This window comes from Microbacterium cucumeris (assembly GCF_058349845.2).
The window spans coordinates 277,714-300,961 of record NZ_JBYRIZ020000001.1; the positions used below are offsets into that span (position 1 = coordinate 277,714).

Sequence of the window (23,248 nt, forward strand, 5' to 3'; positions counted from 1 at the left end):
GAGCATGTCTCGCAGGCCGCCTTCTCCGAACGTGATCGACTGCTCGGACCTGGTGATCGACCGGATCGGACACGGCGGGGCCACCCGCGCCGTGGACGGCGTGACCTTCCAGATCCCTCCCGGAGGACTGCTGTGCGTCGCCGGCCCGACGGGGTCGGGCAAGTCGACGCTGGTCGCCGCGCTCGCGGGTTCGACCGACTCGTCCGTGAAGATCGTCGGCGGCAGCGCCGAGGTCTGCGGCGTGAACGTCCGAAAGCCCGGGCGGCGACACCGCGAGCTGACCTACCAGAGCGGCTTCGTGCCCCAGGGCGCGGGCGCCGACCTGCCGCCGAGCCTCACCGTGAACGAGGTGATCGCGGAGCCGATCCTCATTCGTGAGAAGCGCGTCAACGCCAAGGCGCTGTCGATCCGGATCGCCACGCTGCTGGATGAGCTCCACCTCCCGCTGGGCACCGCGGCGAAGTTCCCGTACGAGCTCAGCGCCGGCATGCGCCAGCGGGTCGCGATCGCGCGCGCCTTCGTGCTCGAACCGAAGGTGCTCATCGCCGACGAGGTGCTCGCCAACCTCGACCTCGAGGTCCGTCCCGTCGTGTTCGACGCCATCACGCGCCGTCGCACCGAGCAGGGCATGGGGGCCCTGCTGGTCACCAACGACGCCGCATTCATCCGGGAGCTGAAGGCCGAGACGCTGATGCTGCGCGCCGGGCACGTCGTCGCGCGCGGCGTCGGGGACGACCTGCTGTGGGTGCCGAATGCCGAGGCCGACTCGAAGCGCTGAGCGCGACACACCCGGCGGTGCGGAAACACCCGCCGATGTCATTCGCACCCCTGGACGTTTGCTAAGCTTGGGGAGTTGCTTCGGCAGCGAGCCTGATCCTCGATAGCTCAATTGGCAGAGCAGCCGGCTGTTAACCGGCAGGTTGTTGGTTCGAGTCCAACTCGGGGAGCGACATGACCCCCATCCGATTCGTCGGATGGGGGTTCTTCGTTCCCTCGGAGCTCAGGGCGCCTCGGGCGCGATCAGCGGCGGCGCAGCCGCGGCATCCGTCACGACTCCGGCGATTCCGGCGCGTTCCAGTGCCGCGGCGACGCCGACGACGACGGCGGACGTGACCGTCGCGGCGTGCAGCGGATGATGCCAGAACTGCAGACGGAGGATCCATCGGCCGTCGGAGACCTCCTGGACGAGGACGCCGACGGACTCCCGTGCGTGGACGCCCTCCGTCCCCGCGGCCGCGTCGGCGAGGATGCCGGTGAGCGCTTCCAGGTCGCCGGAGCCCGTCCGTGTCACGCGCACCTGCACCTCGCTGCGCCTCGCGCCATGGCGCGAATCGTTCACGAGGATGTCGGACAGCAGGCGCGCGTTCGGCACGTGCGCCGTGCGGCCATCCGCCGTCACGACGATCACGGAGCGTCCGTTGAGCTCCCTGACCACGCCCGTCAGAGGCCCGTCCGGCCCCTCGAAGAGGATCTCCTCGCCGAGCCTGACCGGCTGGCGGGACTGCACGAGGACACCCGCGGCGAAGTTGTCCGCGACGCCGCGCAGCACGAGGACCACGACGACGACCGCGATGATCGTCACGGCCAGCAGGGGCTGGATGCTGGCGCCGAGGAAGCCGAGGCCGATGCCGATTCCGAGGAAGATCAGGACGTACTGCACGAGTCGCGCGGCGACGTCGACCATCGTGTCGGAGACCCCCGGCGCCCTTCGTCCGAGGGCGAGGATGCCCTTGCGCGCGTACCGGGAGCCGATCCAGCCGGCGATCACCGACAGCGCGGCGAACACGAGCTGCCACACCGTGACGTTCGTCGGGATGAACTGCGTCAAGTCCACGGCCGCTCCGATTCTGGGCGTGGCCTCGTCCGCACGCCCGTCTCGCTCCGACGATGGTAGTGCGCGCTCCTCCTGCACCGCATCCGCGGCGCACCCGATCCGCCGATTCACCCGCTTCGGGTGACCCTCTTCCGACGAGACGGAGCCTCTGCAAGACTCGCGGTCATGCGGCCGCGCGCTCTGGTGGCCGCAGGGATCGGAGCGGGTGGGATGAGCACGACGAGCAGACCTCACGGATGGCGGCGCCGGATCGCGGCGGGGGCGACGGCGGTTGTACTGGGGATCAGCACCGTTCTCGCGGGCTTCGCGCCGGCGGCCTACGCGGCGGACGGCGACGTCGAGGTGGACAAGATCGCGAGCGTCGAGACCGTCGCTCCCGGCGAGTCGTTCAGTTACACGATCACGGTCGCCTGCACCTCGATCACGACCGGCTGCGTCAACGCGGTGCTGGACGACGTCGTCCCGAGCGAGCTCGAGGTCCTCAGCGCCGCCGTCGGCACGGGGCTGGAGGGCGACCTCACGATCGACGGGCAGTCCGTTCACGTGGACTTCACGATGCCCATCCTCGCGGGCGGACAGGGGCTTCCCGGCGGGACGACCGGCACGGTGACGATCCAGGTGCGCCTGCCCGAGGACGCGCCGTACGAGCTCAACGGCTTGCCGATCACGAACACGGCGATCACGAACGCGGACACGCAGACCTCGGGGCCCCTCGACGCCTCGGACGTCGTGACGCCGGTCATCCCGCTCGAGCTCGAGCCCGTGGTGGCGAAGTCGATGGATCCGGCGAGCGCCGTCGCCGCCGCGGGCACGCCGGTGATTGCCACGGTCAGTACGGAGAACGCGTCCAACGCCCAGCTCGACCAGATCGTGATCACCGACCCTGCCGACCCCGCCGCGGCGGGCAATCCTTTCGAGACGCTGCCGTTCACGGGTCTGGGGACCGTCACGTACCCCGAGGGCGCCGAGCAGGCGCAGGTCGAGGTGTGGAACGGCACTGACTGGGTCGCGGGTCCGGTCGCGACCGCGCCGGAGCAGCCGACGACCCCCGCCTCCGTGCCGGACGATGAGGTCCTCGGCGTCCGCATCACGTTCACGGACACCGACGGCGAACGCATTCCGGTCGGTGCATCCGCGAGTGCCGATATCGGCATGGAGCAGCCCGAGGACGTGTCCGAGCTCGGGGACGTGACCGTCACGAACACGGTCGACGGCGCGATCACCCGAGACGGCACGACGGAGGCGGCCGAGGACTCCGCCACGCATCAGATCGTGGCGGAGGACATCGAGATCGGCACGACGAAGTCCTTCGATCCCGCCGAGGTCGCCGCGGGCGACACGAGCACCGCGACGATCTCCTCGACCAACGACAGCGACTTCGCGCTGACCGAGATGTCGATCACCGAGCCCGCCCTCACCGGCGACGACCCGTCCGAGGGCGGTTTCGACGCATCGATGCAGTTCGACGGTTTCTCGGGTCCGGTGTCCTATCCCGCCGGTGCGACGGGAGCGACGATCACCTACTACTACGCCGACGGGTCGACCGAGGGCCCGACCGCGTTCGCCGACGGGGAGATCCCACCGGATCCCTCCGGCGATCCGGTGCGGTTCCAGATCACGTTCACCGGGGAGATCGCGCCGGAGGCGGGCACCAGCATCTCGTTCGACGTGCAGACCGACGCGGATCAGGCGGGCTATCCCGCGACGCTCACGAACGTCGCGACGACGACGGGCGTGGGGCCCGCCGGCGGCGTTGTCCGCGAGGACGCGACGGCGGACCTTCTCGTCTATGAGAAGCACCTCGAGACGACGACGACCAAGTCGATCTACCCGGGCACGATCATCGATCGTCCGGGGGAGTGGGTGATGGTCACGCTCAACGGCTCGATCGATCCGTTCCCGCAGTCGACGACGGACGCGACCGAGATCGTCGTCCAGGAGCCCTCCGTCGTCCCGTACACCGTGGACGGCTCGTTCTGGGACGTGTTCGACGCGACCGACATCACCGAGACCGCCGTCCCCGCGAACGCGACGCTCGCGATCAACTACTGGAACGGCACCGAGTGGGTGCCGCTGCTCGACGCGGACGGCGAGCCCGTGGTGGTCGAAGGACCCACGGTGTTCAGCATGGACATCCCCGACTCCGAGCAGGAGGACATCCTCGGGCTCCAATTCGTGTACACCGCGGACGACGGTACGAGCTTCCCGCCAGGGACGACCGTGGCCCCGCATTTCACGGCCGCGATCCGCGACGCCGAGCGCGACCCCGCGTCCGAGACGACCGCCCCCGTGGATGTGGCGAACTGCGGGGTGACGGATGCCGAAGGTGCGGACGCCCTGCAGGCCACGCCGAGCGCGGACTCGGTGGGATGCGCCCAGGTGCATCTCGATCCCTTCGACCCGGACGAAGGTCCGGACGTCCTCGACAAGGAGCTCGATCCGAACATCGTGACCTCGCGCTCCGGCGCCGAGGTGACCGCGACGCTGCACTGGTCGACCGGCGGGTACAGCGGAATCGACGAGGTCGTGATCCAGGACGAGGCGAATCCGCCGTCGACCGACGCCGCCTCCCTCGCGGGTTCGTTCTACGATGCCTTCGACCTGGAGGGCATCGCCGAGATCACGTCCGCCATGGACCCCTATCTGCAATACGACGAGATCACCGCCGTCGAACTGTGGGACGGCGACTCGTGGGAGACGCTCCAGAACGATCCGTGCGCGGACGTCTGCGTGGGGGGATTCCCCGGCGTCACGCTGACCGACGAGGATCGGGACGCGGCCCTGGGGATCCGGCTCGTCGTGCAGGAGAGCCGCGATCGCGCGAGCGCGGCGGCCGGCGATCCGACCGCGCCGCCCGTCGGCAGCGGCGTGGCGCGTTCCTCGGGCAACGACCGCCAGATCGAGCTGCTGTTCGAACTGCGCGACGATCGGCGCTCGGACGGCGAGCCGGCGATGGGCGACCTCGACTACAACGCCGTCGAGGACCCGGACGACCCCGAGGTGGGCACGGTGCTCGACCTCGCCGGCGTCACCGGCACCACCGGCGGCGAGGAGGTCATCCACACCGAGGACTCCGACACGATCGGTATCGTCGACGTGCCGCTGAACGTCGACATCGCGAAGACGTGGACGAACAGTCCCTTCGGCATCCCGCCGGACGGCACCCCGGCGGACGAGTTCCCGACCGGCCGGGTCACGCTCGACGCGACCAACCTCACGGCGACGCGCGTCGACACGCTCTCGATCACGGACCCGGCGCCGGGCAGCGCGCAGAACCCGTTCCTGTACTTCGACCTGGACGACATCCGCTCGATCACGATGCCTGCGGGCGCCGAGTCCGCCGAGGTGACCCTGTCGCACGACTCAGACGGGGACGGCACCGCGGACGGCGGCACGACGCACGCGATCGACGACGTGCTGGCGATGTCGTCATCGGAGCTGCTCGATGTGGTGGGCATCGTCGTCCTGTATGAAGGGCGCATCGAGCCGAACACGGTCGGGACGATCGAGATGGACCTGCGGATGCGCGAGTTCGTGCGCGGAGAGCCGGGCAATCGCGTCGACGACGACGAGGCGAGCAACGAGAGCCCCGTGACGAACGTCGCGGAGGCTGCGGTCACCGATGCCGGAGGCGGCACCGACGAGAACACGCCTACGGCTCAGGATCAGGCGACGGTCGTGTTCGAGGACCTCTCCCTCGAGGTCGAGGCCGGCAAGTCCTTCTCGGTCGACTCCCAGACCGAACCCGATGACGCCCCGGTCACGATGACGCTCACCGGCCAGCCGACCGGCTCGGCGCGCGTCCAGGGGATGCAGATCCTCGACGACGAGGCGACGTTCTGGAATGCCTTCGACTACGTGGGCATCGACGCGTCCTTCGCGCTCGCGACCCCCATCAACGTCGTGAAGATGGACGTGCTGACCGGCGGCACGTTCACGTCGCTCGCCGACGGCGCCGTGGTGGTCAACGAGGGAGCGTCCTGGGTGGAGGGGGAGTACCTCAGTCAGGCGGACTTCCTCGCGCAGCCGCTGCCCGCGGATGTCACGCCCGCCGAAGTCCAGGGAGTCCGCTTCACCTTCGCGAACATCGTGGACGGCGAGTTCCAGCAGTGGGAGAACCCCATCACACCGCTGCAGGAGGTGCCGATCACGGTCCAGCGGCGCACGGATCTGCGCAGCGGCGGCGAGGTCCCCAGCGACCGCTCCGACCTCGAACCGGCGCCCGGAGAGACCGCGGCGGGGCAGTTCACCAACCAGACCACGGTGACCGCGTGCGCCAACCTGCAGTCCACCTGTGAAGAGGGTCAGGCCGGTGTCGTCAGCGACATGGCCGAGGACCTGATCGGGTATCTGCACGCCGAGTCGGCCGTCGAGATCACCAAGACGCCGACCGAAGGAAGCCAGTTCGCTCCGGACGAGGTGATTCCCTACACGATCACCGTGACCAACACCGGGGCCTGGCCGATCGAGGACCCCGTGATCGTGGACGATCCCGCCAGCGACGGCGAGCTGATCCTGGATCCCGAGGCCGGTGAGGAAGGACCCTACGCCTACGCGTCGACGAACGACGCGATGCCGACCGACCCTGCCGACGTGACCGTCGTCGAGGCGGACGGGGCGTGGACGTTCACGTTCCCCGAGGGCAGTCGCATCGACCCGGGGCAGAGCTACACGATCACGATCGACCTCGTGATCGCCCCCGGAGTGGCCGGCGGAACGCAGATCGCGAACACGGCCATCGTGAGCGGTGACCGCCCGCTGGACGAGTGCAACGGGGCGGCGGGCCCCGTCGACGAATGCTCTGCGGACACTTTCGTCACGGTGCTCGCGGCGGGCGCGGTGCGCTCCGGCAAGGGCGTGCGCCCGATCGACACGGAGCTCGGGGCGTTCGACAGCACGACAGGCGAGAGCTGCACCCCCAACGTGCCGCCCGTGTTCGACCCCGACGACGAGGGCTTCTACATCGCGCCCTGCGTGCCGGTCGCCAAGCCCGGCGGCGAGGTCGAATGGCGGTACACGATCGTCAACACCGGGAACATCCCGATGGACCGCATCGTGCTCACCGACCGGCTGCCCGTGCCCGGTGACACCGGCGTGATCAGCGACCTCGATCGCGGCAGTCAGTGGCGACCGATCTTCGACGGCGGCGTCGAGCTCGTCGAGGCTCCCGCCGGAGCGACGATGACCTGGGAGGTCACCACCGGCGAGGTCTGCGCCGACGATCTCACGACCACGCTCACCCCGGTATGCGCGGAGGGCGACTGGGTGGACCCGTCGACCGTCGACCTGGCGGACGTCACCGGCGTGCAGCTCACGATCGACCTGCCGACGCCGCTCGAGCCGCTCGGTGTCCTGCTCGCCGACTTCGACACGATCGCCGCGCCCTACGCGCCGGGTGAGGGGCCGGCGCTTCTCGAGGAGCGCCCGATCGCGTGGAACACGGTGGCTGCCGGAGCGCATCTGACTGAGGAGCAGTCCAGCGGGACGTCCGACATGATCCCGACCGAGGGAGTTCGCGTCGGCGTCTCCCTGGCGACCGGGGCGCTGGTGGTGGAGAAGACCGTCAGTGGCGCGGGAAGCGACTTCGCACCGGACACGTTCGACGTGCAGCTCCTGTGCGTGTCCGCCGTCGGCACGCCGGTGGAGACCTCACTGCCGCCGATCGACCTCACCCTGACGGCCGGGGAGCCGCAGACCGTCGAGGGTCTCCCGTGGGGTGCGGAGTGCTCGCTCCAGGAGGGGGAGAACGGCCAGGTCGACGCGTCCGGGACGGGCGGCGTCGTCACGGACGTCGAGCCGTACGACACCGCGACGCTCGACAACGTGTACGAGCTGGCCTCGATGGAGATCACCAAGACCGTGACCTCCGACGCGGTCGACGCGAACGGCGACCCGGTGCCGTACGGCCCGTTCGAGGTCACTGTCGCCTGCACCTTCCTGGGCGAGGACGCGTACGCGGAAGGCTACGGACCCGATGCGCCGATGGTGTTCGAGATCTCCGACGGCGAGACCGTCGAGTTGACCGGGCTCCCGGCGGGCGCCGAATGCGTCGTCTCCGAGACCGACACCGCCGGGGCGGTCACCGTCACGACCAGCGGATCCACAGCGGACGGTCCGGTGTCGGACGGCGACGAATCCGGTGTCACGGTGATCCTGACCCCGGACGAGGACGGCAGCGCCACCAACGCCGCGGCGGTGGACAACGCCTTCGGCGTCGGAGGCCTGCAACTGCTCAAAGTCGTGGACCCGGCCGATTCGCCCTTCGCCGGCGGCCCCTACACGGTCCAGGTCGAGTGCGTCCTGGGAGAGGTGACGACGTGGTCGGGGGAGTTCGTCTTCGATGCGGAGACCGACGACCCGGCGACCCCGGATGACGACACGGACCTCGAGGCGAGCATCGAGAACATCGCGGCCGGCAGCGTCTGCACCGTCACGGAGACGGACGGCGGCTTCGCCACGAGCACATCCGTGTCGCCCGAATCGGTGACCGTTCCCCTCGACGACGTCGTCGAGGTGACGGTGACGAACACGTTCGCGGAGGGCAGCGCCACCGTGACCAAGCAGATCACGGGTGACACCCAGTGGGCGGACACGTCGTTCCAGGTGTCGCTGTTCTGCATCGACACGACCGGCGTCTCTCTGAACGTCGACATCCCCGGCGGCGCCGACCGCACCTTGGACGCCGCGGGGAACTGGACGACGACCTACGATCCGCTGCCCGCCGGCGCGCTCTGCATCCTCAGCGAGACCGATCCGGGATCCGCGGCCAGCACCCAGATCCTCGACGCGAACGGCGAGCCCGTCGGGTTCTGGCGCGTCCAGGCCGACACGGAACTGCAGTTCACGGTCGTCAACACCTACGAGGTGGGCAGCCTGGAGGTCACCAAGACGACCTCAGGTGAGGGTGCCGAGCTGTGGGGCACCGGAGAGTTCACGGTCTCGCTGGAGTGCACGGCCGTCGTGGACGGGGTCGAGACGACCATCGACATCCCCGGTGGTGCGGACCGGACCCTGCAGGTGACGGACGACCCGGCGACGGCGACCGCCGTCTACGACGGGCTGCCGCCCGGCGCTGAGTGCCAGGTGAGCGAGACCGACGGCGCCGGGGCGAGCGCCACGACGATCACTCCGGATGACGGCCTGGTCACCGTCGGCGGAGCCGACGAGCCCGTGCAGGTGTCGATCGACAACGCCTTCGACGTGGGTGAGATCGTCGTCACCAAGGAGATCACCGGAGACGGCGCTCAGTGGGCGACGGGCGAGTTCGAGATCTCGCTGGCCTGCACCTGGAACGGCGAGAGCATCGAGATCCCCGGAGGGGCCGTCCGCACGCTCTCCGCCGAGAGCGGGCTGACGACCACCTACGAGGACCTCCCCGACGGCGCGCAGTGCCAGGTGAGCGAGACCGACGCCGCGAACGCCTCCGAGGTCACGATCACTCCGGCCGACGGGGCTGTCGTCGTCGAACCCGGTGCGTCCGTCGCCGTCCAGGTCGAGAACCGCTACGACGTCGGATCCATCGTCGTCGACAAGGTCGTGACGGGCGACGGAGCCGATCTCGGCGACGACACGACGTTCCGGGTCAGCCTGAGCTGCGTGTGGATGCTGCAGGGCGAGCTCGTCCCGCTCGACGTCCCCGGCACGGCCGTGCGGCTCCTGAACGAGCGCAACGACTACCGCACGGTGTACGACGGGTTGCCGAACGGGGCGGAGTGCACGCTCACAGAGACCTACGACGGTGGAGCGGGGGCGACGACGCTCGTCCCGGCGGACGGCGTCGTCACGGTGGAGGAGAACGCATCGGTGCGGATCGAGGTCGTCAACCACTTCGACGCGGGATCGCTGGAACTGCTCAAGGTGCTCGAGGGCACGGGCGCCGAGTACTTCGGTTCTGGTCCGTTCACCCTGCACGTCAGGTGCGAGCTCGAGGACGGCACCGCGACGCCGCGCACGGTGTACGAGCAGGACGTGATCCTCGGGGGCGGCGAGCCCCTGCAGGCGACGATCGACGGCATCCCGACCGGTTCGGTCTGCGGAGTCGTCGAGACCGACGATTCCGTGGCGGATGCTCAGCAGATCGACGGTTCCCCGGCGACGATCGGCGACGGGGACACGGTCACGGTCACCGCGACGAACACGTTCCTCACCGGCAGCGTCGTGGTGGAGAAGACGATCACCGGCGAAGGAGCCGCCGAACGGGGCACGGGGCCGTTCGAGGTGACGGTGCAGTGCATCGATCCGGCGAACGGGCGCGAGCTCGTCGACATCCCCGGCGGAGCCGCCCGCGAGCTGAACGAGGGCAACGGATACCGGACCGTCTACGAGGTTCTGCCGGCGGGTGCGCTGTGCGGAATCGCCGAGACCGATGACGGCGGTGCGGACGACAAGCAGCTGCTCGACGAGAACGGCGAGGAGATCGGGCTCATCACGCTCGACAGCGGCAGCCGGGCCGGCTTCTTCCTCGTGCGCGCCGACGTCGAGCGCGGGTTCGAGCTCGTGAACACGTTCGATGCCGACCCGCCGCTGCCGGCGACCGGCATGGATCCGATGGCGACGCTGGGCGTCGTCGCGCTCGGCATCCTGCTCCTCGGCGGGGGAGCGCTGATGGTGTTCCTGGTTCGCCGTCAGTCGTGACGGCGCGCGCGTCCCGCCACCGGACCGGCTCATCTTCCCGGGGTGAGCCGGCCAGGCGGCGTCGCGGAGCGCGGGTACCGTTCACAGCGTGAGCGATCTCGAATCCGAGCAGCCGACGAACGGGGGCGTCGCGCCGTCGCCCCGCCGTTCGGCGCTGCTCCGCTTCGTGCCGGGGCATCCGCTGATCTCGGGCTTCACGGTCGCGCTCGGGGTGATCCTCGCCGTCGCGCTGTCGGCGACCGTGGCGTCGCTGTCGACGGTGCTCATCTCGATCTTCCTCGGCCTGTTCCTCGCGCTCGGACTGGACCCGGCCGTGCGCGCCCTGGAGCGCCGCGGCATCCGGCGCAGCCTGGGCATCGCGATCGTGGCCGTGGCCTTCCTGGTCCTGATGATCGTGATCCTGCTCGTGGTCGTGCCGGCCACCGTCCGCCAGTTCGTGACGGCGCTGCAGGCCGCGCCGGACGCGATCGCCGCGATGCAGTCCAGCGACTGGTATCGCTCGCTGGAGGCGAGCCTGGGGATCGACCTGGGTGTGGTGATCGAGGAGAGCATCCGCTCCGCCACGGATCTGTCCTCCTTCCTGGCCATCTCCGGCGGAGTGCTGCGCGCGGGCTTCGGCATCGTGGGCGCGATCTCCAGTTTCGTGATGGTCGTGGTGCTGACGCTCTATTTCGTCTCGTCGCTCGCTGTGATGAAGACCGCGCTCGCGAACCTCGTCCCCGCGTACCGCCGTCGCCGGTTCTCGGATCTCGTGGAGCAGATCACCGGATCGGTCGGCGCGGTCGTCGCGGGCGGGATCACCCTGTCCACCATCAACGCGCTCGTGGTGCTCGTGCTGCAGATCGTGATCGGATCCTCGGTTCCCGCGCTCATGGCGATCGCCGCGTTCTTCATCACGCTCGTGCCGCTGATCGGTTCACTGATCTTCCTGCTGATCGGCTCCATCGGCGCGCTGTTCATCAGCCCGTGGGCGGCACTGGCGTTCCTGGTGCTGTACTTCCTCTACATCCAGGTCGAGGCGTACTTCGTGACCCCGCGCGTCATGGGCAGGGCCGTCGCCGTGCCCGCCGTGCTCGTCATCATCGGCGCGATGGTCGGAGCCACGCTCATGGGGCTGCTCGGGGCGCTCGTGGCCATCCCGATCACGGCCTCGATCCTGATCATCATCCGCCAGGTGGTCGTGCCCCGTCAGAACGCGCTCACCATCGCGCCGGATGCCTGAGACCGAATGATCCGACCCTCAGAAAGGAAAACATGACTGACTTCCGATTCGGTCCCGTCGAGATCTATCTCGTCGGGTTCGAGGGCGAGCGTCCCGATCCGGCGACGCTCGGAGCCCTCACCGACCTCCTCGCGAGCGGGCTCGTGCGCCTGCTGGACTTCGTGCTCGTCTCGAAGTCCGAAGACGGGGAGCTTGCGACCATCGAGATCGACGCCGAGGCGGATGCACTCGGACTCGGCGGGGTCGAGCTGCACGCGGCCGGCATCGCCGGTGGTGAGGACATCGAGGAGTTCGGCGAGCAGATCCCGCCAGGCGGATCCGCCGCCCTCGTCGTCCTGGAACTGGCCTACGCCCGGACCCTTGCCGAGCGCTTCGATGCCAGCGGCGGAGTGCTGCTGCGCAGCGAGCGCGTCCCCGCCCCCATCGTCAACGCGATGGTCGACATCCTCGAGAACGACGAAGAAGGAGAGTGACATGCCGCTTCGCAGAATGGGGCGCCCCGGCCTGATCGGCCTCGCCGCCCGCACCGCGGTCGTCGCCGGCACCGCCTCGGCGGTCTCCGGCGGGATCGCGCGCAACCAGCAGCAGCGGGCTCAGGCCCAGTACGAGCAGCAGCAGTACGAGGCCGCACAGCAGCAGGCGCAGATCGACGCGGCCGCGCAGGCCGCCGCGGCGCAGTACGCGCCTGCCGCTCCGGCGGCGGCTCCTGCGGCGGCGCCCGCGGGCGGCAACGACATGCTGGCGCAGCTTCAGCAGCTTGCCGCGCTCAAGCAGTCCGGCGTGCTCTCCGACGAGGAGTTCGCCGCGGCGAAGGCCAAGCTGCTCGCCTGAAGCCGGGACACGAGAACGCCCCGCCGACAGATCGGCGGGGCGTTCTCCGCAAGAAGTCAGCGACTCAGCGTGCCGCACCCTTCAGGCTGCCTTCGACGTCCCCTGCCGGGTCGAGGATCAGGCACTGGACGAGGCGGTCGTTGCCCTCGGTCCAGCTCGACTCCGTCGGCTCGTACCAGGTGATGTCCAGCGTGGACTCGTCGTACGAGAGTCCGACGAACTCGCCGAACGCCGGGAGGCACTGCGCCTCGACCTCGGTCTGGATCGCGTCGCTGCCGGGGAACTCGCCGTCGGCGAGCTCGAACTCGTGATAGACCTCGTAGCCGTGCGGCTCGTCGCAGGGGACGACATCCGCGTCCGTCTGCTCGGCGCCCGACATCGCATCCGCCGGCAGGCAGTCGCCGAGCTTGAGCTGGAAGATGCTGATGTTCGACTCTTCTGTGACCTCGCCGGTCTCCTCGTCACGCGGCGCGTCCCCCGAGAACACGCTCGTGATCGCACTGCAACCGCTCAGCGCGATGCTCAGCGCGACCGCGGAACCGGCCAGCGCGAGCGCACGGCGCGTACGCATCTTCATCATTTCGTTCCCCCTCCGAGAACCTGCTGTGTCAGTGGGGCGGATCGCCCCACCAGACGACGGTAGTCGGGGCCGAATCTGGGATGCAACTTTGAGGACCTGATGAAAATGCTGTACGCGGGTGCCTCAGGCGTCGAGGTCGTCCACCCCGGGCGTCCAGCTGCGCCCCGGCCTTCCCCATCCGCGCTTACGGGCGATCTTCTGCACGGTCTTCCAGTCCCCGTCCGACAGTCGGTCCACGTACAGGATGCCGTCGAGATGGTCGAACTCGTGCTGCATGATCCGGGCTCGCCAGCCGTCCACCTCGATGCGGACGTCGGCGCCGTCCAGATCGATGCCCGTGACGAGCACACGGTCAGCGCGGCGCAGCGGGAAGCGCTCCCCGGGGAACGACAGGCACCCCTCGGACTCCTCGTCCGGGTCGGGGGATCCGGGCTCGGGCGGACTCATCCAGAGCACCGGATTCAGGATCGCGCCTCGCCACGGACGGTCCTCGTCGTCGACGTAGCTGTACGTGTAGATGCGCAGGGGTACGCCGACCTGCGGTGCGGCGAGCCCGACGCCCGGTGCCGCGTCCATCGTCTCGAACATGTCGGCGACGAGCGTGCGGATCTCATCGGTGATCTCCTCGACCTCGGCGGCGGGAGAGTGCAGGACGGGGTCGCCCATGATGCGAATCGGAAGAACAGCCACGCCACAACACTAATGCGCTCGGCCCGCCGGGTAAGGTCGATAGCGTGAGCGCAGGGGTGTGGATGGCGGAGGTCGACGTCAGCGATCAGCTGGTCGGCGTGTTCGAGAATCCCGGACTCCTGCTCGGCATCCCCCTCGCCCTCGCCGGGGCCGTCTTCATGTCGCTGGGCGCGCAGTACCAGCACAGGGGAGTCGAGAAGGTCGAGCGCCTCAGCGGCTCAGACGGTGCGACCGGCCTGAGCCTCGATCAGATCCGTCGCCTGCTGACCAGGCCCTCGTGGATCATCGGCACGCTGATGCTCGGACTGGCGGTGGTGTGCCAGCTGGCCGCCCTCGCGGTCGCGCCCCTCATCGTCGTCCAACCGCTCGGTGCGATCGCCCTCGTCATCACGACGCTGCTGAACGCGCGCGTTTCCGGACACTCCCCGACGCGGCAGTCGCTCACGGCGATCTTCGCCTGCGTGGGTGGCATCTTCATCTTCGTGTTCTTCGCGGCCATCTATGCGGTGGAGAAGGAGATCACTACCACCGAGCTGTTCACGATCCTCGCGATCCTTCTCGTGGTGATCATCCTGCTCGGCGCCTGCTGGCTGATCCTGCGCCACCGCATGCGCGCGCTGTTCTACGTGATCGGCGCCGGCATCCTGTACGGATTCGTCGCGACGCTCGCGAAGGCCGTGATCTCGCGGTTGCAGGCCGGGGAGTTCGACTGGATCACCCTCGTCTGCGTCATCGCGCTCATCGCTGCGGCCGGCGTCGGCGCCTACTTCGTGCAGACGGCCTACAGCTCCGGTCCGCCCGACCTCGTGATCGCGGGACTCACGGTCGTCGACCCGCTCGTCGCCGTGCTGATCGGCATCGCGGTGCTGGGAGAGGCGGATGCTGCGCCGACGTGGGTCATGTTCGCGTTCCTCGTCTCGGGCGCCATCGCCGTCTGGGGGGTCGTGGGACTCGCGCGCTACCACCCGCAGGTGCTCAGTGAGAGCCAGGAGCTCGGAATCACCCGCGGCAGCGGGGGTGATGCCGTCAGGGGCTCCGTGGCGGACGGCCAGGTCGCCGATGCATCGGGCACGGTGCGCCCGCGGGATCAGGACCCCGCGGGCGGGCGTTCCGGACCGGCGGACGAAGACCCGAGCGCCCGCCGGGAGCGGGATCAGTAGCTCTGGTCGATGAGGTCGGGAGAGACCTCGGAGGCCGCTGCCTCGTCGACGAAGAAGACGGTGCGCTTGCGGCCCTTCGCACCGGCCACCGGCACGCCTGCGTAACTGGCGCCGGCCAGCGCGAGGCCGAGAGCCGAGGCCTTGTCCGCGCCGGTCAGCACCAGCCACACCCGCTTCGACGCGTTCAGCACCGGACGGGTGAGGGTGACGCGCTCCGGCGGGGGCTTCGGGGAGTCGCGCACCGGCAGTGCCGCGGCATCCGTCACCGTGACCTCGGAGCGGTCGGGGAAGAGCGAGGCGATGTGCCCGTCGGGGCCGACCCCGAGGAAGCACACCGCGAACGAGGGCCAGGGCTGGTCCTCCGAGCCGAAACGGGCCAGCTCCGCGGCGTAGGCGGCGGCCGCCTCGTCGAGGCTCAGGCCGCTGTCGGAGGCCGCGATCTCGTGGATGTTCTCCGCCGGCACAGGAAGGTGGTCGAGCAGGGCGTTGCGCGACTGCAGCGCGTTGCGGTCGGCATCCGCGCGGGGGACGAAGCGCTCGTCGCCCCACCAGAAGTGCACGAGCGACCAGTCGATCTCCGCCACACGCGGATGCACGCGCACCGCGGCGAGCACCGCACCGCCCATCGACCCGCCGGTCAGCGCGATGTGCGCGGTCCGGCCGTTTCGGGTGCGAGCACGGACGCGGGCGAGGAAGCGGTCGGCGACGCGTTCGGCCAGTGCCTGCGGATTCGTCTCGACGACGACGGTCTTCTCCACGGCAGCAGCCTCCCTGTCGCTCATGCTGCGGTCTCGGGCGGACCCAGCTTCTCCCACCCCTCGGTGATGACTCGACCGTACAGCACGTCGGCGTCCAGACGACGCAGCTCCTCGGCCAGGCACTCGCGCAGCGTGCGCCGGGGCAGGTGAAGGTCGTGGTCGGGCTGTCCGGGCTGAGTGAGGACCGCGCTTCCGGGAACCGGCCGCTCGAGCAGGATGTCGCCGGACGGGCGCGTGAGACGCACCGACTTGATGCCCTCCGACCAGTGGGCGGGATCCTCGTAGGCCCAGTGCACCGGGACGTCGAGAGCGAGGCCGAGCCAGCCCGCCAGGAGCGCCGTGGACGGGGAAGCGGCCGCCCCGCGCACCTCGACGCGCGTGACCGGCTCGTACGGCGGCTGGTCGAGCACGGCGGCGAGCTGCTCGCGCCAATGGGTCAGACGGGTCCAGGCGAGATCCGTGTCTCCGGGGGAGTGCGTCCGGCCCAGGAGAGCCAGGCGGTCACGGACGTCCGGCGAGGTCGCGGCGTCGGTGATGCGGCGCTGGGCGATGCGCCCGAGCGGCGAGGACGCCGGGTCCGTCGGCGCCTCCTCCGGCCACCAGGCGACCACGGGGGCGTCGGGCAGGAGCAGCCCCGTCACGAGGCTCTCGGCGTTGCTGGCGGCGTCCCCGTAGGCGCGCAGCACGACGACCTCGCTCGCGCCGGCATCGCCGCCGACGCGGATCTGGGCGTCCAGGTGCGCCTCGCCCTCGCCCGTGGTGAGGACGATGACGCGCATCGGGTGTTCACGCGAGGCGTCGTTCGCCGCGTCGATCGCGGCTTCGGCCACGCCGTTGCGCGCCGCGATGACGAGCGTGAGCACCCGGCCGAGCGCCACGGCGCCGCCTTCCTCGCGCACGCTCACGAGCTGCTTCGCGACCTGGCTGACGGTCGTGTCGGGAAGGTCGATGATCACGGTCGTCTCCAGACTCGTCCGTCGCGTTCCAGCAGGGCATCGGCGGATGCCGGACCCCACGAGCCGGGAGCGTACTGCTCCAGCGGCCCGCCTTCGGCGGCCCAGTACTCCTCGAACGGGTCGAGGATCTTCCAGCTGAGCTCGACCTCCTCGTGCCGCGGGAACAGCGGCGGGTCGCCGAGCAGCACGTCGAGGATCAGGCGTTCGTACGCCTCAGGGCTCGCCTCGGTGAACGCGTGGCCGTAGCCGAAGTCCATCGTCACGTCGCGGACGTTCGTGCCGTTGCCCGGCACCTTGGAGCCGAAGCGGATCGTCACGCCCTCGTCGGGCTGGACGCGGATGACCAGCGCGTTCTGTCCGAGCTCAGCGGCGTTGGAGCGGCCGAACAGATGCTCGGGGGCGCGCTTGAAGACGACCGCGACCTCGGTCACGCGACGGCCGAGACGCTTGCCGGTGCGCAGGTAGAACGGCACTCCGGCCCAGCGGCGGGTGGCGATCTCGAGCTTGATGGCGGCATACGTCTCGGTGGTTGACTGCGGGTCCATGCCGTCTTCGCCGAGGAAGGAGTTCACCTGCTCGCCGCCCTGCCATCCGCCGTCGTACTGCCCCCGGGCCTGGGCGAGCGAGAGGTCCTCCGGCAGGTGCACCGCGGCGAGGACCTTCTCCTTCTCCGCACGCAGGTGCTCGGCGGAGAGGCTGATCGGCTCCTCCATCGCGGTGAGTGCGAGCAGCTGCAGCAGGTGGTTCTGGATGACGTCTCGCGCCGCCCCCACGCCGTCGTAGTACCCGGCGCGACCGCCGACGCCGATGTCCTCGGCCATCGTGATCTGCACGTGGTCCACGTAGTTGCGGTTCCAGATCGGTTCGTACAGCTCGTTCGCGAAGCGCAGTGCGAGGATGTTCTGCACCGTCTCCTTGCCGAGGTAGTGGTCGATGCGGAAGATCGAGTCGGCCGAGAAGGCCACCTCGAGCGCGCCGTTCAGCTCGCGTGCGGACTCGAGATCGTGCCCGAACGGCTTCTCGATCACGACGCGCCGCCAGTGGTCCTCGGTCTCCTCGTCGCCGACGAGGCCGGAGTCCTTCAGCTGACGGGCGACGACCGGGAAGGCCTTCGGCGGGATCGAGAGGTAGAACGCGTGGTTGCCCATGGTGCCGCGTTCGACGTCCAGCTTCTGGACCGTGTCGCGCAGCCGCGCGAACGCGTCGGGGTCGTCGAACTCACCGGACACGAAGCGGATGCCCTGCAGCAGCTGCTGCCAGGTCTCCTCGCGGAACGGCGTGCGGGCGTGCTTCTTGACGGCGTCGTAGACGACCTGGGCGAAGTCCTGGTCCTCCCAGTCGCGGCGGGCGAAACCGACCAGGGCGAACCCCGGCGGCAGCAGACCGCGATTGGCGAGGTCGTAGACCGCCGGCATGAGCTTCTTGCGCGACAGGTCGCCGGTGACCCCGAAGATCACGAGGGCGCTGGGCCCCGCGATCCGGTTCAGACGGCGATCGTCGGGATCGCGCAACGGGTTGTGCCCGCGTGAGACAGGAACAGACATCGGTGGGGGATTCTCCTGGGAGCTACTTCTGAGCGGCTTCGAAAAGGGAGAGCACGTCGGCGGAGGAGTCCGTGATCGTCAGCGACACCACGGGGCGGCCGTGCTCGGCGAGGACGGCCGCGTCACCGGCGGCCTGGGCCTCGATGAGCTGACCGAACGTGAACGGACGCTCGGGGATCTCCAGATCCACGTCGGTGCGCTCCAGGATCTGCAGGAACACGCCCTGCGCGGGTCCGCCTTTGTGGTACTGACCCGTGGAGTGCAGGAAGCGCGGACCCCATCCGAACGTCGTCGGCCGGCCGGAATCGGCGGCGACGAGCTCGCGGAGACCCTGCAGCTGCGGGAGCTCCAGACGGTTCACGTAGGCCTGGATGGACACGTAGCCGTCCTCGGCCAGCTGCGCCCAGAGCGCGTCCAGGACGCCTTCGATCGTCCCGGGGGCCGCGAGGGCCGCATCGGTCACGCGAACCTCGATGCCGTTCTCGACGAACGCCGGTGCGGCCGGTTCGGGGCGTGCGTCCAGCAGTCCGCGTGCGGCGACCTTGGCCGACTCGACGTCGGGCTGGTCGAACGGGTTGATGCCGAGCAGGTGACCGGCGATCGCGGTGGCGTACTCCCAGACGATGAAGTTCGCGCCCAGCGTGCCGCTGACGAGGATCTCGCCGGGGTGGCGCTCGTGCAGGTGGAACTCGTTCGCGTCGTCGACCAGGCGGACGATCTGCAGGTCCGCCGGGACCGGGTCCAGCTCGGGGGACACGGGCAGCAGGACGACCGGGAGGATGCCGGTGCCCTCCTTGCCGGTCGACTCCGCGATGAGCTGCTCGATCCAGTCCGGCAGGCCGTTGATGTGGGTGCCGTCGGTGATGAGGCCCAGCTTGTCGCGGCGCGGGGACGTCGCAGCGATCGCAGCGCCGAGCCGCAGCGCGGGGTTGGATGCCTCGTCGACGGCCACCTCGAGCAGCGACGCCTCGGCCTCGTCGAGGAGCTCGGCGATGTCGACGCCGGCCAGCCCGGAGGGGACGAGGCCGAACGCCGTGAGCGCCGAATAGCGACCCCCCACGTTCGGGTCGGCGTTGAAGACCCGGTATCCGGCCTCGCGCGCCGAGGCGTCCAGAGGCGAACCCGGATCGGTCACGACGACGATGCGCTCGACGGGGTCGATGCCGAGGTCGCGGAACGCGGCCTCGAACGTCCGGCGCTGCGAGTCGGTCTCGACGGTGGAGCCGGACTTCGACGAGACCACGAGCACGGTGCGCTCCAGCCCGTCGTCGAGAGCGGCGAGCACCTGTCCCGGCGCGGTCGAGTCGAGGATCGTGAGCGCCGCACCGGCGGTCTGCGAGATGACCTCGGGGGCGAGGGACGACCCGCCCATGCCGGCGAGCACGACGCGATCGACGCCCCGGGCGTTCAGCTCGGCGCGCAGCGCGACGATCTCGGCGATGAGCGGACGCGAGACCGACACGGCCTCGACCCAGCCCAGCCGGACGGACGCCTCTGCTTCGGCCTCCGCGCCCCAGATCGTGGCGTCGCCCGCCGTGATGCGCGATGCGATGAGATCGCCAACGAGGCGGGGGACGACCTCGTCGATCGCCGCCTTGGCCGCACCGGAGGCGTGCAGCGAGAACGTCATCGCTGGGCCTCCAGGCCGGAGGCGACCTGTGTGAGCAGGTCGTGCCAGGAGTCGATGAACTTCGCCACGCCCTCGTCCTCCAGCACCTGGGTGACGTCGGCGAAGTCGACGCCGACCTCGGCGAGTCCCGCGAAGACCTCGCGCGCCTCGTCGTAGCCGCCGGTGATCGTGTCGCCGGTGACGACGCCGTGATCGAAGGTCGCCTCCAGGGTCTTCTCGGGCATCGTGTTGACGACGCCCTGGGCGACGAGCTCCGTGACGTAGAGCGTGTCGGGGAGGGCCGGGTCCTTGACACCGGTGGACGCCCACAGCGGGCGCTGCCGGTTCGCGCCGGCGTCCAGCAGGGCCTTGGCGCGGTCGCCCGCGAAGGTCTTCTCGTACAGCTCGTAGGCGAGGCGGGCGTTGGCGAGTCCGGCCTTGCTCTTAAGCGCGAGGGCGGCATCCGTTCCGATCGAGGCGAGACGCTTGTCGGTCTCGGTGTCGACGCGCGACACGAAGAACGAGGCGACCGACTGGATCGTCGAGAGGTCGATGCCCGCGGCCTTCGCGGTCTCGAGACCGGTCAGGTAGGCGTCGATGACCTCGGCGTAGCGCTCCAGGCTGAAGATCAGGGTGACGTTCACGCTGATGCCCGCGCCGATCGCCTGCGCGATGGCGGGAAGACCCGCCTTCGTCGCGGGGATCTTCACGAGCAGGTTCGGGCGGTCGATCTTCGCCCACAGCTGCTTCGCCTGCGCGACCGTGCCGTCGGTGTCGTGCGCGAGGTCGGGGGAGACCTCGATCGAGACGCGGCCGTCGACGTGACCGGATGCCTCCCACACCGGACGGAAGACGTCCAGCGCGGCGGCGACGTCCTGCGTGGTGGCCGCGAACACGGCCTCCTCGGCGGTGGCTCCGGACGCGGCGAGTTCGGTGACCTGCGCGTCGTACGACGTGTCGTCCGGGTTCGTGATCGCGTTGGCGAAGATCGTCGGGTTCGTCGTCACACCGGTGACGTTGCGGGACTCGATGAGCTCGGCGAGATTGCCCGAGCTGATGCGGGTGCGCGAGAGGTCGTCCAGCCAGATGCTGACGCCGGCGTCGTGGAGCTGGGCGGTGGGGGTGCTCATGCGTTCTCCTTGATGGTCTCGCGTGCCGCCTCGACGACGGCTTCGGCGGTGATGCCGAACTTCTGGAACAGGGTCTTGTAGTCGGCGGAGGCGCCGAAGTGGTCGATCCCGACCGAACGGCCCCGGTCGCCGACCACGCCGCGCCAGGTGAGCACGGAGCCCGCCTCGACCGAGACGCGCGCCGTGACGGACGCCGGGAGCACCGACTCGCGGTAGTCGGCGTCCTGCTCGGCGAACCACTCCAGCGAGGGAGCGGAGACGACGCGGGCGTTCACGCCCTCCGCTGCGAGGGTCTCGCGTGCGGCGACGGCGAGCTGCACCTCGGAGCCGGTGGCGATGAGGATGACGTCCGGCGTGCCGTTCGGCGCCTCGGCCAGGACGTAGGCGCCCTTGGCGGTGTTCGCCGCGGAGGCGAAGACCTCGCCAGATGCCTCGCCTTCACCGCGCGCGAACACCGGGATGTTCTGACGGGTCAGCGCGATGCCGGTGGGGCCGCCGTGGCGGCGCAGGATCTCGAGCCAGGCGGCTGCGGTCTCGTTGCCGTCCGCGGGACGCACGACGGTGAAGTTCGGGATCGCCCGCAGCGTCGCCAGCTGCTCGATCGGCTGGTGCGTGGGTCCGTCCTCGCCGAGGGCGACCGAGTCGTGCGTCCAGACGAAGATGCTCGGGATGTCCATCAGTGCGGCCAGGCGCACCGCGGGGCGCATGTAGTCGCTGAAGATGAGGAACGTGCCGCCGAAGGACCGGGTCGGCCCGTGCAGCGTGATGCCGTTGAGGATCGACCCCATGGCGTGCTCGCGGATGCCGAAGTGGAGCACGCGTCCGTACGGGCTGCCGGACCAGTCGTGCGTCGACCACTCGGCGGGGATGAACGATGCGGCCGACGAGATCGTCGTGTTGTTGGAACCGGCGAGGTCGGCGGAGCCGCCCCACAGCTCGGGCAGCTCGGGCGCCAGCGCGTTGATGACCTTGCCGGACGCAGCGCGGGTCGACACCTCGGTGCCCGCCTCGAACACGGGGAGGGCCTTCTCGATGCCCTCGGGCAGCGCGTGCGCCTCGAGACGGTCCAGCAGCGCCTTGCGCTCGGGGTTGGCGGCGGCCCAGGCGTCGAAGTCGGCCTGCCAGGCGGCGCGCGCCTCGGCGGAACGGTCCACGAGCTCGCGGGTGTGCGCGATGACGGCGTCCTCGACGACGAAACTCTTCTCCGGGTCGAACCCGAGGACCTCCTTCGTCGCGGCGACCTCGTCCGCGCCGAGCGCGTTGCCGTGCACGGACTCGGTGCCCTTCTTGTTGGGCGCCGGGTAGCCGATGACCGTCTTGAGCACGATCAGCGTGGGCTTGGCCGTCTCGGCCTTGCCCTCCTCGATCGCACCGAGCAGCTCCTGGACGTCCTCGACGTACTCGCCGGTGCGGGTCCAGTCGACCTCGAGCACCTGCCACCCGTAGGAGCGGTACCGGGCTGCCACGTCCTCGGTGAACGCGACGTTCGTGTCGCCCTCGATCGAGATCTGGTTCGAGTCGTAGATCGCGATGAGGTTGCCGAGCTGCTGGTGGCCCGCGAGCGAGGAGGCCTCGCTGGTCACGCCCTCCTGCAGGTCGCCGTCCCCGGCGATGACGTACACGTAGTGGTCGAACGGGCTCGAGCCCGGCGCCGCTTCCGGGTCGAACAGTCCGCGCTCGTAGCGCGCGGCGTACGCGAAGCCGACGGCGGACGCGAGTCCCTGACCGAGCGGGCCTGTCGTGATCTCGATGCCCTTGGTGTGGCCGTACTCGGGGTGGCCCGGAGTGAGCGAACCCCACGTGCGCAGAGCCTCGAGGTCGCTGAGTTCGAGGCCGAACCCGCCCAGGTAGAGCTGGACGTACTGGGTGAGCGACGAGTGGCCCACCGAGAGGATGAAGCGGTCGCGACCGAGCCAGTCGGTGTCGGTCGGGTCGTGGCGCAGCACGCGCTGGTACAGGAGGTAGGCCACGGGGGCGAGGCTCATGGCGGTGCCGGGGTGACCGTTGCCGACCTTCTGGACGGCATCCGCCGCCAGAATCCGCGCGGTGTCCACCGCGCGTCGATCGATCTCTTCCCACTGCAAATGCGACACGGTCATGCCCTTTCCGACAATTTCGAGGGCGCCCGAATTCCCTGGCGCTCCGCATCGTCACGGAGGAGAGCACAGCGCCGGGCGCGCGAGTGGTTTTCAGCATAGCCCGGTTGATTTGTTCACATCGCGTCTCTTACGGAGTGAGGTAACAATGCCCGCCCGGCATGCGCGGCGATGCGCGTGGCATAGACTGGATCCGGTATGGCG

15 protein-coding genes and 1 tRNA gene are annotated in these 23,248 nt (G+C 69.7%); 7 read left to right on the forward strand and 9 right to left on the reverse strand.

Features of this window, described 5'->3' with window-relative positions; all coding sequences use genetic code 11:
- The first annotated feature begins 4 nt into the window (after nucleotides 1-4).
- Both AC3RXZ_RS01390 and AC3RXZ_RS01395 read left to right on the forward strand, forming a co-directional pair.
- Nucleotides 5-778: an ATP-binding cassette domain-containing protein gene (locus tag AC3RXZ_RS01390; protein WP_491492948.1), complete on the forward strand. Its 774-nt coding sequence runs from the start codon at nucleotides 5-7 to the stop codon at nucleotides 776-778.
- Between the two features lie 96 nt (nucleotides 779-874).
- A tRNA-Asn gene (locus tag AC3RXZ_RS01395) sits at nucleotides 875-947 on the forward strand.
- Between the two features lie 53 nt (nucleotides 948-1,000).
- On the opposite strand, the gene AC3RXZ_RS01400 is transcribed toward AC3RXZ_RS01395, so the two are convergent.
- Nucleotides 1,001-1,834 (reverse strand): mechanosensitive ion channel domain-containing protein, encoded by an 834-nt coding sequence (locus AC3RXZ_RS01400; RefSeq protein WP_491492949.1) that lies wholly within the window; start codon nucleotides 1,832-1,834, stop codon nucleotides 1,001-1,003.
- 210 nt (nucleotides 1,835-2,044) lie between these two features.
- Here AC3RXZ_RS01400 and AC3RXZ_RS01405 point away from each other — a divergent pair, with 210 nt between their 5' ends.
- The 4 genes from AC3RXZ_RS01405 to AC3RXZ_RS01420 all read left to right on the forward strand — a co-directional run bounded on the left by AC3RXZ_RS01405 (nucleotide 2,045) and on the right by AC3RXZ_RS01420 (nucleotide 12,521).
- Complete coding sequence (locus tag AC3RXZ_RS01405) at nucleotides 2,045-10,468, forward strand: DUF5979 domain-containing protein (protein WP_498265576.1); 8,424 nt, start codon at nucleotides 2,045-2,047, stop codon at nucleotides 10,466-10,468.
- 88 nt (nucleotides 10,469-10,556) lie between these two features.
- Nucleotides 10,557-11,690 (forward strand): AI-2E family transporter, encoded by a 1,134-nt coding sequence (locus tag AC3RXZ_RS01410; protein WP_243225813.1) that lies wholly within the window; start codon nucleotides 10,557-10,559, stop codon nucleotides 11,688-11,690.
- 32 nt (nucleotides 11,691-11,722) lie between these two features.
- Nucleotides 11,723-12,163, forward strand: coding sequence for a DUF6325 family protein (locus tag AC3RXZ_RS01415; RefSeq protein WP_243225812.1), 441 nt, complete (start codon nucleotides 11,723-11,725; stop codon nucleotides 12,161-12,163).
- 1 nt (nucleotide 12,164) lies between these two features.
- Nucleotides 12,165-12,521, forward strand: coding sequence for an SHOCT domain-containing protein (locus tag AC3RXZ_RS01420; RefSeq protein ID WP_243225811.1), 357 nt, complete (start codon nucleotides 12,165-12,167; stop codon nucleotides 12,519-12,521).
- Between the two features lie 64 nt (nucleotides 12,522-12,585).
- On the opposite strand, the gene AC3RXZ_RS01425 is transcribed toward AC3RXZ_RS01420, so the two are convergent.
- Both AC3RXZ_RS01425 and def read right to left on the reverse strand, forming a co-directional pair.
- Entirely contained in the window at nucleotides 12,586-13,101 is a 516-nt protein-coding gene (locus AC3RXZ_RS01425; RefSeq protein ID WP_243225810.1) for a septum formation family protein, read from the reverse strand.
- Between the two features lie 123 nt (nucleotides 13,102-13,224).
- Nucleotides 13,225-13,791, reverse strand: coding sequence for a peptide deformylase (def, locus tag AC3RXZ_RS01430; RefSeq protein ID WP_243225809.1), 567 nt, complete (start codon nucleotides 13,789-13,791; stop codon nucleotides 13,225-13,227).
- A 62-nt stretch (nucleotides 13,792-13,853) separates the two neighbouring features.
- Between def and AC3RXZ_RS01435 the strand changes: the two genes are divergently transcribed.
- On the forward strand, nucleotides 13,854-14,951 hold the full coding sequence (locus AC3RXZ_RS01435; protein WP_243226188.1) for a DMT family transporter: 1,098 nt from the start codon (nucleotides 13,854-13,856) through the stop codon (nucleotides 14,949-14,951).
- On the opposite strand, the gene pgl is transcribed toward AC3RXZ_RS01435, so the two are convergent.
- From pgl to tkt, 6 genes are read right to left on the reverse strand one after another with little or no spacing between them, the layout of a single operon-like run.
- Nucleotides 14,945-15,733, reverse strand: coding sequence for a 6-phosphogluconolactonase (gene pgl / locus AC3RXZ_RS01440; protein ID WP_243225808.1), 789 nt, complete (start codon nucleotides 15,731-15,733; stop codon nucleotides 14,945-14,947). The two genes, AC3RXZ_RS01435 and pgl, sit on opposite strands and share 7 nt — an antisense overlap.
- Entirely contained in the window at nucleotides 15,730-16,665 is a 936-nt protein-coding gene (locus AC3RXZ_RS01445) for a glucose-6-phosphate dehydrogenase assembly protein OpcA (RefSeq protein WP_243225807.1), read from the reverse strand. The genes pgl and AC3RXZ_RS01445 overlap by 4 nt, the downstream gene beginning before the upstream one ends.
- The gene (gene zwf, locus AC3RXZ_RS01450; protein WP_243225806.1) at nucleotides 16,662-18,209 is read right to left on the reverse strand and encodes a glucose-6-phosphate dehydrogenase; all 1,548 of its coding nucleotides are present in this window, start codon (nucleotides 18,207-18,209) and stop codon (nucleotides 16,662-16,664) included. The genes AC3RXZ_RS01445 and zwf overlap by 4 nt, the downstream gene beginning before the upstream one ends.
- Nucleotides 18,210-18,231: 22 nt before the next feature.
- Complete coding sequence (locus AC3RXZ_RS01455) at nucleotides 18,232-19,839, reverse strand: glucose-6-phosphate isomerase (RefSeq protein WP_491492951.1); 1,608 nt, start codon at nucleotides 19,837-19,839, stop codon at nucleotides 18,232-18,234.
- On the reverse strand, nucleotides 19,836-20,948 hold the full coding sequence (gene tal, locus AC3RXZ_RS01460) for a transaldolase (protein WP_243225804.1): 1,113 nt from the start codon (nucleotides 20,946-20,948) through the stop codon (nucleotides 19,836-19,838). The genes AC3RXZ_RS01455 and tal overlap by 4 nt, the downstream gene beginning before the upstream one ends.
- Nucleotides 20,945-23,047, reverse strand: coding sequence for a transketolase (gene tkt / locus AC3RXZ_RS01465; RefSeq protein WP_491492952.1), 2,103 nt, complete (start codon nucleotides 23,045-23,047; stop codon nucleotides 20,945-20,947). The genes tal and tkt overlap by 4 nt, the downstream gene beginning before the upstream one ends.
- Between the last annotated feature and the right edge of the window lie 201 nt (nucleotides 23,048-23,248).

Excerpts from the sequence above, each read along its gene's own strand:
- AC3RXZ_RS01390 (WP_491492948.1), top strand. The coding sequence starts at position 5 with ATGTCTCGCAGGCCGCCTTCTCCGAACGTGATCGACTGCTCGGACCTG.
- AC3RXZ_RS01405 (WP_498265576.1), top strand. The coding sequence starts at position 2,045 with ATGAGCACGACGAGCAGACCTCACGGATGGCGGCGCCGGATCGCGGCG.
- AC3RXZ_RS01415 (WP_243225812.1), top strand. The coding sequence starts at position 11,723 with ATGACTGACTTCCGATTCGGTCCCGTCGAGATCTATCTCGTCGGGTTC.
- AC3RXZ_RS01420 (WP_243225811.1), top strand. The coding sequence starts at position 12,165 with ATGCCGCTTCGCAGAATGGGGCGCCCCGGCCTGATCGGCCTCGCCGCC.
- AC3RXZ_RS01425 (WP_243225810.1), bottom strand. The coding sequence starts at position 13,101 with ATGATGAAGATGCGTACGCGCCGTGCGCTCGCGCTGGCCGGTTCCGCG.
- AC3RXZ_RS01435 (WP_243226188.1), top strand. The coding sequence starts at position 13,854 with ATGGCGGAGGTCGACGTCAGCGATCAGCTGGTCGGCGTGTTCGAGAAT.
- pgl (WP_243225808.1), bottom strand. The coding sequence starts at position 15,733 with ATGAGCGACAGGGAGGCTGCTGCCGTGGAGAAGACCGTCGTCGTCGAG.
- zwf (WP_243225806.1), bottom strand. The coding sequence starts at position 18,209 with ATGTCTGTTCCTGTCTCACGCGGGCACAACCCGTTGCGCGATCCCGAC.
- AC3RXZ_RS01455 (WP_491492951.1), bottom strand. The coding sequence starts at position 19,839 with ATGACGTTCTCGCTGCACGCCTCCGGTGCGGCCAAGGCGGCGATCGAC.
- tal (WP_243225804.1), bottom strand. The coding sequence starts at position 20,948 with ATGAGCACCCCCACCGCCCAGCTCCACGACGCCGGCGTCAGCATCTGG.
- tkt (WP_491492952.1), bottom strand. The coding sequence starts at position 23,047 with ATGACCGTGTCGCATTTGCAGTGGGAAGAGATCGATCGACGCGCGGTG.